Source organism: Pantoea leporis (genome assembly GCF_028048155.1).
Classification (GTDB): Bacteria; Pseudomonadota; Gammaproteobacteria; order Enterobacterales; family Enterobacteriaceae; genus Pantoea; species Pantoea leporis.
This window is the reverse complement of sequence record NZ_JALMEU010000001.1, coordinates 853,099-868,964: the sequence shown is the minus strand read 5'-3', so window position 1 is coordinate 868,964 and position 15,866 is coordinate 853,099. Positions and strand designations below refer to the sequence as shown.

The window sequence follows — 15,866 nt, the reverse complement described above, 5'->3', positions numbered from 1 at the left end:
GCATGCTGCTGCGGCTGCTAAACGGAGCGGCGCTGCTGGCGTGGCCGTTTCTGGTGTGGTTAACCCTCACCCAGCCACAGTGGCGCGGCGTGACGGGCCTGCTGGCGCTGCTGTTTGTGCTGCGCGTCTGGACGCTGCGCCGCGCCGCCGGGCCGATGGCGCGTGTGATGCTACTGCTGGCGCTGGTGGGCAGCGCGTTATGCCTCGCCAGCCTGCTGCTGCGATCGCAACATCTGCTGCTGTGGTATCCGCTGGTGGTCAATGCATCGATGCTGCTGCTGTTTGGCGCGTCGCTGTGGAGCCCCATGCCGCTGGTAGAGCGGCTGGCACGGCTGCGCGAACCGGATCTGCCACCGCGCGCGGTGCATTATACCCGCCGCGTGACGCAAGTGTGGTGCGGCTTTTTCATCTTCAACGGCAGCGTGGCGTTGCTCACCTGCCTGCTCAATGATGTCACGCTCTGGACACTCTGGAATGGGTGCATCAGCTATCTGCTGATGGGCACGCTGATGGGCGGCGAATGGCTGCTGCGTCAGCGCATAAGGAAACAGGCATGAACTTACATAGCCTTCGCGACTGGTTCAGCGCGCCGGATCGCATGGTGGCCTGGCACGGCCAACAGCAACATACGCTGCACACCTTGCGTCAGCAGGTACGGGCGCTGGCCGATCGGCTGCAAAACCAGCCCGGCCAATATTGGGCGCTGTGCTTTGATAACAGCTATGCGTTTACCGCCGCGCTGCTGGCGCTGTGGCACGCCGGTAAAACGCCGGTGATCCCCGGACACTGTCGCGCGGCCCAGCTGGAAGAGATGGCCGACAGCCTGGATGGCGTGATCAGTGATATGCCGCTGGCAGTCGCGCTGCCGCAGCTGCGCTGGGACGACGCACTGGCGAGCGGTGCGTTACCGCCAATCGCCGCCGACGCCACGCTGGTGTTGTTCACCTCTGGTTCGACCGGCACGCCGCGTCGCGTAGTGAAATCGCTGCGCGCGCTGGATCTTGAAGCCCGCTGGCTCTCCAGCTTGTGGGGCGCACGCTTACGTGATTGCCATGTGATTGCCTCCGTCAGCCATCAACATCTGTATGGCCTGAGTTTTCGCATCGTGCTGCCGATGGCGTTGGGTTTACCCTTCGCCGCGCAGCAAATTTTCTACAGTGAACAGCTGGCCGATCATTCACCCGATCGTCGCTACGCGTTTATCAGCAGCCCAGCGTTTCTGCGGCGTCTCGATCCGGCATTGGCCGGGCCGCGCTGCGAACTGATCGTGTCCGCCGGTGGCGCGTTGCCGTGGACGGCGGCGCAGCATGCGCAACAGGCGCTGAGCTGTACGGTTGATGAAATCTATGGCAGCACCGAAACCGGCGTGATTGGCTGGCGCTCTGCACGTGAGGAGAACGCGCTGTGGCACTGTTTCCCGCAGATTACCCTGCGTGAGCAGGACGCCGGACGCTGGCGGGTGTTTTCCGCCTTGCTGGAAACCGATGACGGTTGCGCGCTCGACGATCGTATCGTGCAGCAACCGTCCGGCCAGTTTCAGCTGGCGGGACGTCAGGATCGCGTGGTGAAGATCGAAGATAAACGCGTATCGCTGAGTGAAATTGAACGCCGCCTGCTGGCGTTGCCCGGCGTGGAAGATGCCGCCGCGCTGGCGATTCAGCGTCACGGTCGTCACGCGATTGGCGTGGTGCTGGCGCTGCCTGAGATGCTGGATGCGGCGACGCTGCATCAGCTAAAAATTGAGTGGAAACGCGCCCTGCAACCCTGGCTGGAGCCGGTGGCGATTCCGCGCTATTGGCGCGTGGTGACGTCGATTCCTGTCACCGCACAAAGTAAACGCGCCTGGCCACAAATTGAGGAGTTATTTGATGCTGCCGGTTGAACTGCATGCCGAACAGCAGGGCGATACACTGACATTGCGCCTGCACGTTGTTGCCGATCTCTTTTGGTTTCGCGGCCATTTCCCGACGCTGCCAATTCTGCCCGGCGTGGCGCAGCTCGACTGGGCGCTGCATTACGGCCTGACGCGTTTAGCCATCGGTAAATCTTTCGCTGCGATTGACAATATCAAGTTCCAGCAGCCGGTGCCGCCGGATGCCGAGCTGGCGTTACAGCTGCAGTGGCAGGCAGAAAAATCGCTGCTCAGTTTCAGCTACAGCCTGATCAACGGCGACGTGGCGACGGTGGCCAGCAGCGGGAAGATCCGCCTGTGTTGAGTTCTCACTTCACGCCTTGTGTGCTGATTCCCTGCTATAACCACGGCGCGATGCTGGCGTCGGTGCTGGCGCGGCTGGCACCGTTCAACTTGCCGGTGATTCTGGTGGATGACGGCAGCGATGCCACCACCAAACAGCTGATTGCGGCGCTGGAGGCACCGCAGTTGCGGGTGCTGACGCTACCCCACAATCAGGGCAAAGGCGCGGCGGTGATTGCCGGGATGCGCGCGGCGGCGGCGGCAGGTTACAGCCACGCGCTGCAACTCGATGCCGATGGCCAGCATCAGGTGGAAGACACGCCGCGTATGCTGGCCGAAGCGCAGCGTTATCCGCACTGTCTGATCTCCGGTCAGCCGCTTTACGACGCCTCGATTCCCAAATCGCGCCTCTATGGCCGCTACATCACCCATTTCTGGGTGTGGGTGGAAACGCTGTCGTTCTCGCTGAAAGACAGCATGTGCGGCTTCCGCGTCTATCCGCTCGCGCCATCGCTGGCGTTGTGCGATCGCCGTCCGATTGGTCAGCGCATGGATTTCGACACCGAAATCATGGTGCGCCTCTATTGGCAGGGCACGCCGAGCCGTTTTATCACCACGCGCGTGACCTATCCGGCCAGCGGCGTATCGCACTTTGATGCGCTGCGGGACAACCTGCGCATCTCATGGATGCACACGCGGCTGTTCTTCGGCATGTTGCCACGCATCCCGCAGTTACTGCGTCAGCGTAGTGATGCGCAACACTGGTCTGCAACGCCGGAACGACGCGGGCAGAGCGGTTTGCGCTTTATGCTGTGGCTCTATCGCCGCGCCGGACGCTTACCTTTTATCTTGCTGCTGTGGCCGGTGGTGGCGGTTTACTGGCTAACCGGACGCACCGCGCGCGCCGCCTCGCAGCAGTGGCTGACGCGAGTGCGGGCGATGGCGCAGCGGCAGAACATCGCGCTGCCTGCGCCGCTCAGCAGCTATCGTCACTTTCTGCGTTTCGGCTACAGCATGCTGGATAAAGTCGCTAGCTGGCGCGGCGATCTGCAATGGGGACGCGACATTGATTTCGCGCCAGGTGCGGAAGCCACCATTCGCGCCGCCGAGGGCAAAGGCCATCTGATCCTGGCCTCGCATCTCGGTGATATCGAAGCCTGCCGCGCGATGGCCAAACAGGTCAGCGGATTGGTGATTAATGCGCTGGTGTTTACTGACAATGCGCAACGCTTCCGCGAAGTGCTGGAGAGCATTGCACCGCAGGCGGGCGTCAATCTGCTGCCGGTCACCGATATCGGTCCGGACACCGCCATTCTGCTGCAGCAAAAACTCGATGCCGGTGAATGGGTGGCGATTGTTGGCGATCGTACTGCCGTGCATCGCCAGCGCGGCGGCGAGCGTCGCGTGGTGTGGAGTGAATTTATGGGCCATCCTGCACCGTTTCCCCAGGGACCGTTTGTGCTGGCGGCGGCGTTGCGCTGTCCAGTGCTGCTGATGTTCGCCCTGCGCGAACAGGGGCGATTGCGGGTGCACTGCGAAGCCTTTGCCGATCCGCTCTCGCTGCCGCGCGCCCAGCGCCAGCAGGCGTTACAGGCCACCGTCGATCGCTACGCCGAACGGTTACAACAGCACGCGCTGATGGCGCCGCTGGATTGGTTTAACTTTTACGATTTCTGGACGTTGCCCGAGGAGAAAAGCCGCGATGAGTGAAAGCAACTACCGCGCTGAGGTGGACATTACCGTGTCGTTTCACGACTGCGATCCGATGGGCGTGGTGTGGCACGGCAACTATTTCCGCTTTTTTGAAGTGGCGCGCGAAGCCTTGCTGCGCAGCGTCAATTACAGCTACGGCGAAATGGCCGCCAGCGGCTACGTCTGGCCGGTGGTCGATACCCATGTGAAATACCGCCAGCCGCTGCGCTGCGAAGAGGTGGTCCGCGTCGCCGCCAGTATCAGCGAATACGAAAACCGTTTACGCATTGATTATGTGATCCGCAACGCGGCGGGGCAGGTGACCACCAAAGCACACACGCTGCAGGTGGCGGTTAATGCAGCGACGCAGGAGATGTGTTTTGTCTCGCCCGATATTCTGTTTGAACGCCTGGGAGTGAAACCGTGATCAGAACCCTTTGTCTGCTGCTGCTGGTGATCTGCGCCAACGCCAGCGCGGTCACGCTCGAGCAGTTGCAACAGCGCTTTGCCAGCCAACCGGTGATCCGCGCCAATTTTGTTCAGGTGCGCACCATTGCCGGGATGGCGCAGCCGCTGGTGTCACGCGGTCAGCTGCTGATCGCCCAGCAGCAGGGTTTGTGGTGGCAGCAAGCCACGCCGTTCCCACTGATGCTGATCCTTGATGATAAGCGCATGGTGCAGAGCATGAGCGGCCAGCCGCCGCAGGTGATCACCGCCGACAGCAATCCGCAGATGTTCCAGTTCAACCATTTGTTACGCGCGCTATTCCAGGCAGATGAAAAGGTGCTGCGTGAGAATTTTGCGCTCGATTTCCACGATCTGGGCAACAACCGCTGGCAACTTGGTTTGACGCCGAAAGCCGCGCCGCTGAATAAGATCTTTAACCGTATCGATCTGCAAGGCGAGGCGTTTCTCAATCGCATCACGCTGGATGATAAGCAGGGCGATAAAACCGAGATCACCCTTAGCGCTACCCGCACCGAACCGAAACAGTTAACCGATGAAGAGCGAGCCCGTTTTGCCCCAGCGCAGTGAAAAAACCGTTGCGCTGCTGTGGCTGGCGGTGTGCCTGACGTTAGCGGTGGCGCTGGCGGTTTTGCTGCCGCGCAGCCAGCTGAATAGCAGCGTGCTGGCGTTATTGCCGCAGCAAAACCTCGGCCAGGCGCCAGCGGAGATCCAGCACGGCTTTATGCAGCGCCTCGATCGTCAGCTGGTGTGGCTGGTAAGTGCCAACGATCACGACGGCGATGCGGTTGCGGCCTGGTGGCAAGCGCAGCTGCAAGCCTTGCCGATGCTGAAACAGGTGAGCGGCGAACTGGATGATGATCAGATGCAGCGCTGGGGTGCCTATGCGTTTCAGCATCGCAACGGCTTGATCGATGCGGCCACGCGCGCGCGCCTGCAGAACGGTGGTGACGCGCAGGCCGACTGGATTCTGGCGCAGCTGTTCTCGGCCTTCGCGGGCGTCGGCAGCCAAGAGATCGGCCACGATCCGCTGCTGCTGGTGCGCGGCGCGCAACTTGCGATGCAGCAGAACGCCAACAAAATGCTGCTGCATAACGGCTGGCTGACGGTCAAGGATGCGCAGCAGCGCCGCTGGTATTTCCTGCACGGCGAGCTGTCGAGCAATGCTTTCAGTATCAAAGAGAGCCATCAGCTGGTGACCGCGCTTAATCAGCTGGAGCAACAGCTGAAAACCCGCTGGCCGGATGCGCAACTGCTGACGCGTGGCACGGTGCTGTTTAGCGATGATGCCAGCCAGCGCGCGCAGCAGGATGTCGAAACCCTCGGCAGCGCAACGTTAGCGGGATTGCTGCTGCTGGTGTGGCTGGTGTTCCGTTCATTACGGCCGCTGGCGCTCTGTGCATTGTCGGTGGCGATGGGCGCGATGGCGGGCACGGTGCTGACGCTGCTCTGTTTTGGTGAGCTGCATCTCACCACCTTAGTGATGAGCCTCAGCATTGTGGGTATCTCGGCCGATTATACGCTCTACTATCTGACGGAACGCATGGTGCACGGCGAGCAAGCCACGCCGTGGCAAAGTTTGCATAAGGTGCGCGGCACGTTGCTGCTGGCGCTCGGCACCACGGCGATTGCCTGGCTGTTGATGCTGCTGGCACCGTTCCCCGGCTTGCGCCAGCTGGCGGTATTTGCCGCCAGCGGATTAAGTGCTTCCTGCCTGACGGTGATCTGTTTTTATCCGTGGCTGGTACGCGGTTTACCGGTGCGGCCGATTCCGGCGATGGTATGGCTGGCGCGCTGGCTGGCCGCGTGGCGACGCAATAACGGGCTGAAGCGCGGCTTACCGGCGCTGGTGGCGATCTATGCGCTAAGCGGCATGCTGCAACTCAAGGTCGATGATGATATTGCCCATCTGCAAAGCGCCCCGGCGCAGCTGTTAGCGCAGGATCGTCAGCTGGCGCAGCTGACCGGTCAGCAGGCCGATCAAACCTGGTTTGTGGTGTGGGGCGATGATGAACAGCAAGCACTGCAACGGCTGAGCGCGCTGGCACCCAAGCTGCAACAGGCGCAGCAGCAAGGCTGGTTCAAAAGTTATCGCGTGCTGCCGCTGAGTTCGCTGGCGCAGCAGCAGCAGGATGTAGCGCTGCTACAGCAGGCTGCACCAACCATTCTGGATCGATTGAAGCAGGCGGGCATTACTGTAGCGAATGCTAATCTCAGCGCCATGCCGGTGACCGCCGCCGACTGGCTGGCGAGCCCGCTGAGTGAAGGCTGGCGGCTGCTGTGGCTGTCGCTGCCGGACGGACGCAGCAGCGTGCTGGTGCCGATCGGCGGCGTTAAAAACAGCGCCGCGTTGCAGCAGCTGGCATCCCAGCAGGCGGGCGTCAGTTGGGTTGATCGCAAGGCGAGCTATGATGAACTGTTCCGCTTCTGGCGCACGCTGCTGAGCGGATTGCTGGCGCTGGCATTATTGCTGATTACCGCCAGCTACATGCTACGGTTGGGCGTGAAAGCCGGGATGCGCAGCGCGCTGCCGTCGTGGCTGTCGCTGGCGGCGGCGCTGGCGACGCTGGGCTGGATCGGCGCGAGCCTCAATCTGTTTGCCTTGCTGGCGCTGATTCTGGTGCTGGGCATCGGCATCAACTACACGCTGTTCTTCAGCAATCCGCGCGGCACGCCGTTAACTTCCATGCTGGCGGTGACGCTGGCGATGATGACCACGCTGTTAACGCTCGGCATGCTGGTGTTCAGCAGCACCGCCGCCATCAGCGGTTTTGGCACCGTGCTGTGCAGCGGGATTTTTTGTGCATTCTTGCTGGCGCCGTTGGCGCTGGCTCCGGGGAAAAGGAAGCAACGATGAAAATGGGCATTTTGCTGCTGTTGAGCCTGCTGGTAAGCGGCTGCGCGCAGCATCAGAACGACCTCAACCGGCCAACCGCGTGGCTGAAACCGGGCGTGCGCGTCACGCTGCCGGCGCCGGGCATCTCGCCCGCGTTTCAGCAGCAGCAGTTGCTGACCGGCCACGTCAAAGGCAAAACCCAGTCGCTGCTGGTGCTGCTGAGCGCGGATTCACAGCAGCTGAGCCTCGCCGGTTTGTCATCGCTTGGCATCCGCCTGTTCCGCGTCACCTATGATAAAAACGGCATTCACACGCAGCAGATGATGGCGCTGCCGGAAATGCCGCCCGCCAGTCAGGTATTGGCGGATGTGATGCTGAGCCACTGGCCGATCAGCGCGTGGCAGCCGCAGTTGCCGCGTGGCTGGACGCTGACCGACATCGACGATCGCCGCGAGCTGCGCGATCCCGCTGGCAAGGTGGTAACGCTGATTCGCTATCTGCAGCGTGGCGAGTTGCGTGAGCCGATCAGCATCGATCAACGCGCTTTTGGCTATCAGATTCAAATCCAACATCTGGATGCCTCATCATGATTTACATCTCCGCCTTTGGCATGGTGAATGCGCTGGGCAACAACCTGGCGCGCATCGCCGCGCAGCTGCAAGCGGGCCACGCGCCCGGCATGCAACCGCGCGACGGCTGGCTGCAAGACGGCAAACATTGCTGGCTGGGTGAAGTGCAGGGCGCATTGCCGCTTATTCCTGCTGCGCTGGCGGCGCATAACACCCGCAACAATCAGCTGCTGCTGGCCGCGCTGGCGCAGATACGCCCGGTAGTGGATGCGGCCATCGCGCAATATGGGCGCGATCGCGTGGCGATTGTGCTTGGCACCAGCACCTCCGGCGTGGATGAAGGCGATCGTCAGGTGGATGACGCCTTGTCGGGCTACGATTACCGCATGCAGGAGCTTGGCGATCCATCACGCTTCCTGGCGCATTTTTTAGCGCTGGACGGTCCGGCTTACACCATTTCGACTGCCTGCTCATCCAGTGCGCGCGCCATAATTAGCGGCCAACGTTTGATTGATGCTGGTTTAGCGGACGTGGCGCTGGTGGGCGGCGCGGATTCGCTAAGTCGTATGCCGATTAACGGCTTCGCCAGCCTGGATTCACTCTCTGAACGTCACTGCGCGCCGTTTAGCGCCGATCGCGACGGCATTTCGATTGGTGAAGCTGCCGCGCTGCTGCTGCTGACGCGCGAAAAGCAGCCGCTGGCGCTGCTCGGCTGCGGTGAATCGTCGGACGCGTGGCACATGTCGGCACCGCATCCTGAAGGCGTCGGCGCCGAGCGCGCTATGCTGATGGCGCTGCAACAGGCGGGTTTACAGCCGCAGGATGTTGGTTACATCAACCTGCACGGTACCGCCACGCCGCTGAACGATCAGGTGGAATCTGCGGTGATTCATCGCCTGTTTGGTGAACGCGTGCCGTGCAGTTCAACCAAACACCTGACCGGCCACACGCTGGGCGCGGCGGGCGCGACCGAAGCGGCTTTAGCCGCACTGATTCTGCAGCAGCAGCTGCCGCTGCCGCCGCAGGATTTCTCGCTGGCGGCACACGATACTTCGCTGCCGGCGTGCGGTTTGATCACCACGCCGCAGCCTTTGGCGCGCCCGGTGATTGCCTCAAATTCGTTTGCTTTTGGCGGGAACAATACCTGCCTGATTGTAGGAAAGCCTTATGAGTGATTTTCTGCCGGTTGATGCTTATCTGCCGCATCGCGCGCCGATGCTGCTGCTAGATCGCGTCATCCAGGTCACCGACGACAGCGTGATCTGCGAAGTCAGTATCAACGCGACAGGCGTGCTGGCCCCTTTTCTCACCGCACAGGGCGATTTACCGGCGTGGTACGGCGTGGAGATCATGGCGCAGACCGTTGGCGTCTGGTCGGGCTTTCATGCGCGTCAGCGCGGCGGCGATGAGATTCGTCCCGGCATGCTGCTTGGCGGACGCGGTTATCGTGCCAGCAGCGCCGCTTTCGCCGCCAACAGCACGCTGCGCGTTGAGATGCGCCTGCTGATGCGTGACGATCGATTGGGCAGCTTTGAAGGGGAGATCCGCTGCGGCGAGGCGATCATCGCCAGCGGGCGGCTGAATACCTATCAGCCCAATGAACACGAGTTAATTCAATTGCAACAAGGAGTTCAGCCATGACACGCAGCGTTTTAGTGACCGGCGCAAGTAAAGGTATTGGCCGCGCCATCGCATTGCGTCTGGCGCAGGATGGCTTTGAGATAGTGGTGCATTATCACCGCGACAGCGCCGGTGCCGCGCAGACGCTGGCTGAGATTGAGGCGGCAGGCGGATGTGGGCGCACCTTGCAGTTTGACGTGGCGCAGCGCGATGCCACACGCAGCGCACTGGAACAGGATATCGCCACGCATGGTGCCTACTACGGCGTGGTGAGCAATGCGGGCATCACGCGCGATGCGGCGTTTCCGGCGCTGACCGATGACGAGTGGGACAGCGTGATCCACACCAATCTCGACAGCTTCTACAACGTGATTCATCCGTGCGTGATGCCGATGATTGGCCTGCGCAAGGGCGGACGCATTATTACGCTCTCCTCGGTCTCGGGGATCATGGGCAATCGCGGCCAGGTCAACTACAGCGCGGCCAAAGCCGGCATTATCGGTGCCACCAAAGCGCTGGCGATTGAGCTGGCGAAACGCAAAATTACCGTTAACTGCATCGCACCCGGCTTGATTGATACCGGTATGACCGATCTCGAGCCGCTGGTGATTGACGAGGCGATGAAGCTGATCCCGATGAAGCGCATGGGCGCGGCGGATGAAGTCGCCGGACTGGCCAGCTACTTAATGTCGGACATCGCGGGCTACGTCACGCGTCAGGTGATTTCAATCAATGGAGGTATGCTGTGATTCAGCGCGTAGTGGTAACCGGCATGGGCGGCGTAAGCGCTTTTGGTGAGCGCTGGAGCGCGGTGGCTGAGCGGATCAAACAGGGCAAAAATGCGGTGCGCCATATGCCGGAATGGCAAGTGTACGACGGCTTGCACACGCTGCTCGGCGCGCCGGTGGACGACTTTACGCCGCCAGCGCATTACACGCGCAAACGCATTCGTTCGATGGGGCGCGTCTCACTGATGGCAACGCGCGCCACCGAACTCGCGCTGGAGCAGGCCGGTTTGATCGATCATCCGGTGCTGACCAGCGGTGAAACCGGCATTGCTTACGGCTCCTCAACCGGCAGCACCGGACCGGTGAGTGAATTTGCCACTATGCTGACGGAAAAGCACACCAACAACATTACCGGCACCACTTACGTGCAGATGATGCCGCACACCACCGCCGTTAACGCGGGCCTGTTCTTTGGCCTGCGCGGCCGGGTAATCCCGACGTCCAGCGCCTGTACGTCGGGCAGCCAGGCGATCGGCTATGCGTGGGAAGCGATTCGTCACGGTTATCAAACCGTGATGGTGGCGGGTGGGGCGGAAGAGCTGTGTCCATCCGAAGCGGCGGTGTTTGACACGCTGTTCGCCACCAGCCAGCGTAACGACGCGCCGCACACGTCGCCCGCGCCGTTCGACCAGCAGCGCGACGGATTAGTGATTGGCGAAGGTGCAGGCACCTTGATCCTCGAATCGCTTGAACATGCGCAGGCGCGCGGAGCCACCATTTATGCCGAGCTGGTGGGTTTCCACACCAACTGCGATGCCGCGCATATCACCCAGCCGCAGCGTGAAACCATGCAGATTTGTATCGAGCGCGCGCTGAAAACCGCCGGCGTCACAGCGGAGCAGATTGGCTATATCAATGCCCACGGCACCGCCACCGATCGCGGCGATATCGCCGAGAGTCAGGCCACCGCAGCGATCTATGGCAACAGCACGCCAATCTCTTCGCTGAAAAGCTACTTTGGCCATACGCTGGGCGCGTGCGGGGCGCTGGAAGCCTGGATGAGCATTGAGATGATGCGTGAAGGCTGGTTTGCGCCGACGCTGAACCTGTCGCAACCGGCCGCTGAATGCGGTGAACTTGATTACATCATCGGTGAAGCGCGCCAGATTGAGACAGATTACATCCAATCCAATAACTTCGCCTTTGGCGGGATTAACACTTCGCTGGTGTTTAAACGCTGGCGCGAAGGCTGATAGCAGGTCGCCATGAATGGCGCTTGTTAGTTAAGTCCGCGACGAACGCATGCCGGATGCTTCGGTACATGTTGTTGAAAAGGGCACAGTTGCCAGAGGCGCTGGCGCGTCTGCTGCGGCAAAAGGGCTATTCGCAGCGCTGAGGCTTTTACGTTGGGCCAGGAGCCTCACGTATGGATGCGTGAGGCAGTTCGGGGTCGGCCAGGGAAGGCCGATCCGCGAACGGTCCGTTGGCACGACGTTGAAGCCGAAGGCACCGCGCTAGCGGCGCGAGGACGGCCCGTGACGCAGCAGATGTGTCAGAGCCCGCTACCTAGTCAAAGCAAAACCCTTTCTTCAGTGATAAGCATTGGTCGCCATGAATGAATGGCGACCCTACAAGACCGGGCAGGGTACCTATTGCACCACTCCTCCATGATATGAACGCAAAAAGTGGGATTTTTCTTGCTTTCGCACAACGACTGCGCATAATCGCAAACCGCAATAATAATGATTATCACTTCGTTTGCATTAGGGGATCCCATGCGCACTATGCCTTTCAATCCCGGACTGAAACCGACGCTGTTGGCCGTAATGGTCAGCGCCGGTTGTTTGCCAGTGATGGCTGCTACCACCAACACCACAACCTCAACTGACGCGAAAAACGAGCAGCAGACGCTGACCGTGACCGCGACACCGCAAACCGATTTCAAACCAGGCGGCAACGATCTGGTACCGGCTTTCCTCGATGGCCAGGTTGCACACGGCGGCCGCCTTGGCATGCTGGGTGAGCAAAACGCCATGGACGTGCCGTTTAACGTCATTGGTTTTACCTCGAAAATGATTCAGGATCAGCAGGCGCAAACCATCGGTGACGTGGTGCGCAACGATGCTGGCGTGCAGAATCTGAAAGGCTACGGCAACTTTGCCGAGAGCTATCGCATTCGTGGCTTCAAGCTGGACGGCGATGCCATGACCTACGGCGGCCTGGCGGGTATCGTGCCGCGTCAGGTGATGGATGCCTCGCTGATTGATCGCGTGGAGATCTTTAAAGGGGCTAACGCCTTGCTGAACGGTTCGGCGGAGAGCGGCGTCGGCGGCATGATTAACCTCGAGCCGAAGCACGCTGATGATACGCCGCTGACGCGCATCGGGGTGGATTACACGTCCGGTTCCCAGGTGGGCGGCACCGCCGATATTGGTCGTCGTTTTGGCGACGATAATCAGTTTGGCGTGCGTCTGAATGCGGTTAACCGCGAAGGCGGCACCGAGGTAGATGGCGAGAAAAAACGCACCACCGCTGCGTCACTCGGCCTGGATTATCGTGGCGATCGTCTGCGTACGTCGCTCGACGTTGGCTACCAGAAAAAGACCTTCCACGATGCGCGTAACGGCGTCAACATCAGCGGCATCGATTTCATTCCTGATGTGCCGTCCAACGCGAAAAACTACAGCCAGAAGTGGGTGTTCAGCGATATCGAGTCGGAGTTTGGTCTGGCGAAAGCCGAATACGATCTGACCGATCAGTGGACCGCCTATGCGGGCCTCGGCGCGCAGCACACACATGAAGTGGGCAACTACGGCATTCCGAAGATCCTCGACAGCGCCGGCAACGCCACCATTGGTCGCTTCCGCACCAATCGCGTGCAGGACAACATGAGCGGCATGGTTGGCCTGCGTGGTGATTTCACCACCGGTCCGGTGACGCATAAAGTGAATTTCGGTTATTCGGCGATGACCACGAATGCGAAAAACAGCTATCGCATGTCGTCGGGCAACGATGCCAACGTAAATATTTATCACCCGCAGGATGTGGCTGAACCGGATAGCGTGTTCGCCGGTGGCGCTAAATTCAGCGATCCTCTGACCACTTACCGTTCACGTTCGCAGGGCTACCTGCTGAGCGATACGCTGGGCTTCTTTGATGACACCTTGCTGGCAACCGTCGGCGCGCGTCATCAAAAAGTGGTGGTGCGTAACTACGGTTATGACGGCGTTGAAGATACCGCGACACGTTTCGACAGCAGCCGTTGGTTGCCGGCGTACGGTTTGCTGTATAAAGCCACACAAAATATCTCGCTGTATGCCAACCATACCGAATCGCTGACGCCAGGCACCGCCGCGCCGTTTACCGCCACCAACTACGGTAGCGTGACCGGCATCGTACATGCTAAGCAGAACGAAGTGGGTGTCAAAGCGGACTTTGGTCGCGTCGGCGGATCGCTGGCGCTGTTTGAAATCAAACAGCCGGTTGGCGTGCTGAACAATTCGGTCTACCAGCTGAATGGCGAGCAGCGCAACCGTGGCGTGGAGTTGAACGTATTCGGTGAGCCGGTGCTGGGCCTGCGTCTTAACAGCAGCGCCACCTGGATCGATCCGGATATGACCAAAACCGGTGACAGCGATCAGGATGGCAAAAACGCCATCGGCGTACCGCGCTTCACTGCGGCGCTGGGTGCGGAGTATGACATCAAGCCGGTGGACGGTTTGACCGCCACAGCATTGCTGAACTACACCGGTTCACAATATGCCGACCTGGCAAACAACATGAAGCTGGATGATTACACCACGCTGGATTTGGGTCTGCGTTACCGCATGAAGGTTAACCAGAACGATATGGTGTGGCGCGTGGGCGTGGATAACGTCACGAATGAGAAATATTGGGCCAATGTTGATGACAGCGGCACCTATTTGTCGCAGGGTGAACCACGCACGGTGAAGGTTTCACTCAGCTACGATTTCTAATCTGCTCTCCAATGGGGCGCGCCTGCGCCCCATTATTTCTCCGCCAGAAATTTTCCTGTAACTTAGGGCGCATTGCATTACACTCTGTGCGGCAATCCTGCGCGAAAACTCGCCTTTATTTTTGAGTCATCATGAGTTCACCTGCACCACCAGACGACCACGACGAACCTTATCGGCAGCCGCTCGACGACGCGCTCTTCGCCATTGTGGTGCTTGCAGTCACTTCGGTTACGCTTATAATCTTCGTCCTGATGATTACGCTGTGGATGAGTTAAGGTCAGCACCGGGAAAAGGAAGCCTGCAAGGAGATGTCTATGGAATCCAGCGATGACAAACTGATCGCCATAATTGGCCTGCTCTCCGCCTGTTTAATTGGCGTGGTGTTTCTCTTCACCATGACCTGGCTCACCGACGTGCGCCACCCCGCGGATCCTTCACTCGATGTGCAAACCTGCCCGCAAAAACCCGCCACTACGCAACAGTCTTAGCTTTTTGTCTGCCAGTTCTGCCACTTAATCTGTTGACTGCGCAACTCCAGCGCCAGCGCCTCATGCAGGGTGCGATTGCCATTGGGATCGCCGAGGCCAAACAGCGCACCCGGTGAACGCCGATCGTCGGCCCACGCCGGATACTCCACCACCGGATAGAGCGAAATCCCTTCCAGCGCCACGCCGTGATCCAGCGCCAGACGCGCTTCTTCACTGATCTGCCGCAGCCAGGGCGCTCGCGCATCACCTTCGGCTCCGGTTTCGGCCAGAATCATCGGGCGCTGATAACGTTGCCAGCACTGCGTTAACAAACGGTGCAGCGGTTGGCGCGTCGGATGGTCGATTGGCATGGTTTCGCCTGAGAAAAACCAGTGATTGTCGGGATAGTAATTAAGACCCAGAATATCGAGGAAATCCGCGCGGCCACCCAGTTCCGGCGCATCGCGTCCGCCAATCCAATCCCAGGCTTCAAACTGCGCCTGATGCTGCGCGTCGGCATAAGGTTTGCTGTCAGGGTTATCGGGATCGGTCGCCACCTGCACCAGCGGATCGGTCAGCACAAAGCGGGCATCGGGATAAACCTCGCGAATGGCGTGCATCGCCGCCAGCGAGGCGCGCACTAATTGGCGCTTCAGCTCACGACCGCGATCGCTGGCGTAGGGATCGAGCCAGGAAACATCCGCGCCGGCCCACGACCAGAATGAGATCTGATTGATCGGCGTGAAAAAGGGCTTTTCGATGCCTTCATCGCGCATCAGTTGAGCCATGGCGCGGGCGAAGCGTTCAAAGTGATCGATAAAGCTGGCTTTCCAGATATCCAGGTGATCGGGATAGCCAAAGTGCGCCAGCTCCCAGATAATCTGCATATCGTGACGCGCCGCGGCGTGCACCATCGGCAGAAAGGTGCGCCAGTCATATTCGTTGGGCACGGCTTCAATCAGATGCCAGCGAGCGCCATCGCGCGCGGTGTGCAAACCTTCCTGCGCCAGTGCGGCATAATCTTTCTCCAGCAGCATGTCGTGGCCGCTGCTGATCACCATATCGAGCCGACGTCCGCCTGCGCGTCGGGCGGTTGAACAGGGAAAACTGCCCTGAAAGAAACTGCGGAACAGCTGAGGGTGATGGCGCAGGGATTGCTGAGTCATAATCCTCTCCTCACATTGAGCGCCGGATGCAGAATGCAGAACGCCTGGCTAAGTCTAGACTAAATTGACGGTGCACCATTGGGCAGAAAAGGAAGCCTCCGATTGCTTCTTAGCGCATTGATACCAACAATAATAGGTCCACAGCTTTCAGG

At 60.1% G+C, this 15,866-nt stretch carries 15 protein-coding genes; 14 read left to right on the top strand and 1 reads right to left on the bottom strand.

All coding sequences use genetic code 11. The annotated features are described in order from the left end of the window. Positions 1–2 precede the first annotated feature (2 nt). The 14 genes from MWH02_RS04100 (at position 3) to MWH02_RS04035 (ending at position 14,569) form a co-directional block, all read left to right on the top strand. Positions 3–557, top strand: a complete 555-nt coding sequence (locus MWH02_RS04100) for a COG4648 family protein (protein ID WP_271459947.1) — start codon at positions 3–5, stop codon at positions 555–557. Next, positions 554–1,882 (top strand): AMP-binding protein, encoded by a 1,329-nt coding sequence (locus tag MWH02_RS04095; RefSeq protein WP_271459946.1) that lies wholly within the window; start codon positions 554–556, stop codon positions 1,880–1,882. The genes MWH02_RS04100 and MWH02_RS04095 overlap by 4 nt, the downstream gene beginning before the upstream one ends. Beyond that, positions 1,869–2,216, top strand: a complete 348-nt coding sequence (locus MWH02_RS04090) for an ApeI family dehydratase (protein ID WP_217547008.1) — start codon at positions 1,869–1,871, stop codon at positions 2,214–2,216. The genes MWH02_RS04095 and MWH02_RS04090 overlap by 14 nt, the downstream gene beginning before the upstream one ends. After that, a complete protein-coding gene (locus tag MWH02_RS04085) occupies positions 2,210–3,904 on the top strand; it encodes a glycosyltransferase family 2 protein (RefSeq protein WP_271459945.1) in 1,695 nt (564 codons plus the stop codon). Before MWH02_RS04090 ends, MWH02_RS04085 begins: the two co-directional genes overlap by 7 nt. After that, on the top strand, positions 3,897–4,313 hold the full coding sequence (locus MWH02_RS04080; protein ID WP_271459944.1) for an acyl-CoA thioesterase: 417 nt from the start codon (positions 3,897–3,899) through the stop codon (positions 4,311–4,313). The genes MWH02_RS04085 and MWH02_RS04080 overlap by 8 nt, the downstream gene beginning before the upstream one ends. Next, a complete protein-coding gene (locus MWH02_RS04075) occupies positions 4,313–4,921 on the top strand; it encodes an outer membrane lipoprotein carrier protein LolA (RefSeq protein ID WP_370445552.1) in 609 nt (202 codons plus the stop codon). The genes MWH02_RS04080 and MWH02_RS04075 overlap by 1 nt, the downstream gene beginning before the upstream one ends. Next, positions 4,887–7,208 (top strand): MMPL family transporter, encoded by a 2,322-nt coding sequence (locus MWH02_RS04070; RefSeq protein WP_271459943.1) that lies wholly within the window; start codon positions 4,887–4,889, stop codon positions 7,206–7,208. The genes MWH02_RS04075 and MWH02_RS04070 overlap by 35 nt, the downstream gene beginning before the upstream one ends. Continuing rightward, complete coding sequence (locus MWH02_RS04065) at positions 7,205–7,777, top strand: DUF3261 domain-containing protein (protein WP_110865898.1); 573 nt, start codon at positions 7,205–7,207, stop codon at positions 7,775–7,777. Before MWH02_RS04070 ends, MWH02_RS04065 begins: the two co-directional genes overlap by 4 nt. Next, positions 7,774–8,931, top strand: coding sequence for a beta-ketoacyl-[acyl-carrier-protein] synthase family protein (locus MWH02_RS04060; protein WP_271459942.1), 1,158 nt, complete (start codon positions 7,774–7,776; stop codon positions 8,929–8,931). The genes MWH02_RS04065 and MWH02_RS04060 overlap by 4 nt, the downstream gene beginning before the upstream one ends. Continuing rightward, a complete protein-coding gene (locus tag MWH02_RS04055; protein WP_271459941.1) occupies positions 8,924–9,397 on the top strand; it encodes a hotdog family protein in 474 nt (157 codons plus the stop codon). The genes MWH02_RS04060 and MWH02_RS04055 overlap by 8 nt, the downstream gene beginning before the upstream one ends. Then, on the top strand, positions 9,394–10,125 hold the full coding sequence (locus MWH02_RS04050; protein WP_110865901.1) for a 3-ketoacyl-ACP reductase FabG2: 732 nt from the start codon (positions 9,394–9,396) through the stop codon (positions 10,123–10,125). The genes MWH02_RS04055 and MWH02_RS04050 overlap by 4 nt, the downstream gene beginning before the upstream one ends. Next, positions 10,122–11,357, top strand: a complete 1,236-nt coding sequence (locus MWH02_RS04045) for a beta-ketoacyl-ACP synthase (protein WP_271459940.1) — start codon at positions 10,122–10,124, stop codon at positions 11,355–11,357. Before MWH02_RS04050 ends, MWH02_RS04045 begins: the two co-directional genes overlap by 4 nt. Positions 11,358–11,879: 522 nt before the next feature. Continuing rightward, positions 11,880–14,081: a TonB-dependent receptor gene (locus tag MWH02_RS04040; protein ID WP_110865903.1), complete on the top strand. Its 2,202-nt coding sequence runs from the start codon at positions 11,880–11,882 to the stop codon at positions 14,079–14,081. A 314-nt stretch (positions 14,082–14,395) separates the two neighbouring features. Beyond that, positions 14,396–14,569: a hypothetical protein gene (locus MWH02_RS04035; protein ID WP_167391168.1), complete on the top strand. Its 174-nt coding sequence runs from the start codon at positions 14,396–14,398 to the stop codon at positions 14,567–14,569. On the opposite strand, the gene MWH02_RS04030 is transcribed toward MWH02_RS04035, so the two are convergent. Then, on the bottom strand, positions 14,566–15,714 hold the full coding sequence (locus MWH02_RS04030) for a beta-glucosidase (RefSeq protein ID WP_271459939.1): 1,149 nt from the start codon (positions 15,712–15,714) through the stop codon (positions 14,566–14,568). The genes MWH02_RS04035 and MWH02_RS04030 overlap by 4 nt on opposite strands. Positions 15,715–15,866: the final 152 nt, after the last annotated feature.

Bases quoted from the DNA above. Each gene is read 5' to 3' on its own strand.
- MWH02_RS04100 (WP_271459947.1), top strand. From the start codon at position 3: ATGCTGCTGCGGCTGCTAAACGGAGCGGCGCTGCTGGCGTGGCCGTTT.
- MWH02_RS04095 (WP_271459946.1), top strand. From the start codon at position 554: ATGAACTTACATAGCCTTCGCGACTGGTTCAGCGCGCCGGATCGCATG.
- MWH02_RS04090 (WP_217547008.1), top strand. From the start codon at position 1,869: ATGCTGCCGGTTGAACTGCATGCCGAACAGCAGGGCGATACACTGACA.
- MWH02_RS04080 (WP_271459944.1), top strand. From the start codon at position 3,897: ATGAGTGAAAGCAACTACCGCGCTGAGGTGGACATTACCGTGTCGTTT.
- MWH02_RS04070 (WP_271459943.1), top strand. From the start codon at position 4,887: ATGAAGAGCGAGCCCGTTTTGCCCCAGCGCAGTGAAAAAACCGTTGCG.
- MWH02_RS04065 (WP_110865898.1), top strand. From the start codon at position 7,205: ATGAAAATGGGCATTTTGCTGCTGTTGAGCCTGCTGGTAAGCGGCTGC.
- MWH02_RS04060 (WP_271459942.1), top strand. From the start codon at position 7,774: ATGATTTACATCTCCGCCTTTGGCATGGTGAATGCGCTGGGCAACAAC.
- MWH02_RS04055 (WP_271459941.1), top strand. From the start codon at position 8,924: ATGAGTGATTTTCTGCCGGTTGATGCTTATCTGCCGCATCGCGCGCCG.
- MWH02_RS04050 (WP_110865901.1), top strand. From the start codon at position 9,394: ATGACACGCAGCGTTTTAGTGACCGGCGCAAGTAAAGGTATTGGCCGC.
- MWH02_RS04040 (WP_110865903.1), top strand. From the start codon at position 11,880: ATGCGCACTATGCCTTTCAATCCCGGACTGAAACCGACGCTGTTGGCC.
- MWH02_RS04035 (WP_167391168.1), top strand. From the start codon at position 14,396: ATGGAATCCAGCGATGACAAACTGATCGCCATAATTGGCCTGCTCTCC.
- MWH02_RS04030 (WP_271459939.1), bottom strand. From the start codon at position 15,714: ATGACTCAGCAATCCCTGCGCCATCACCCTCAGCTGTTCCGCAGTTTC.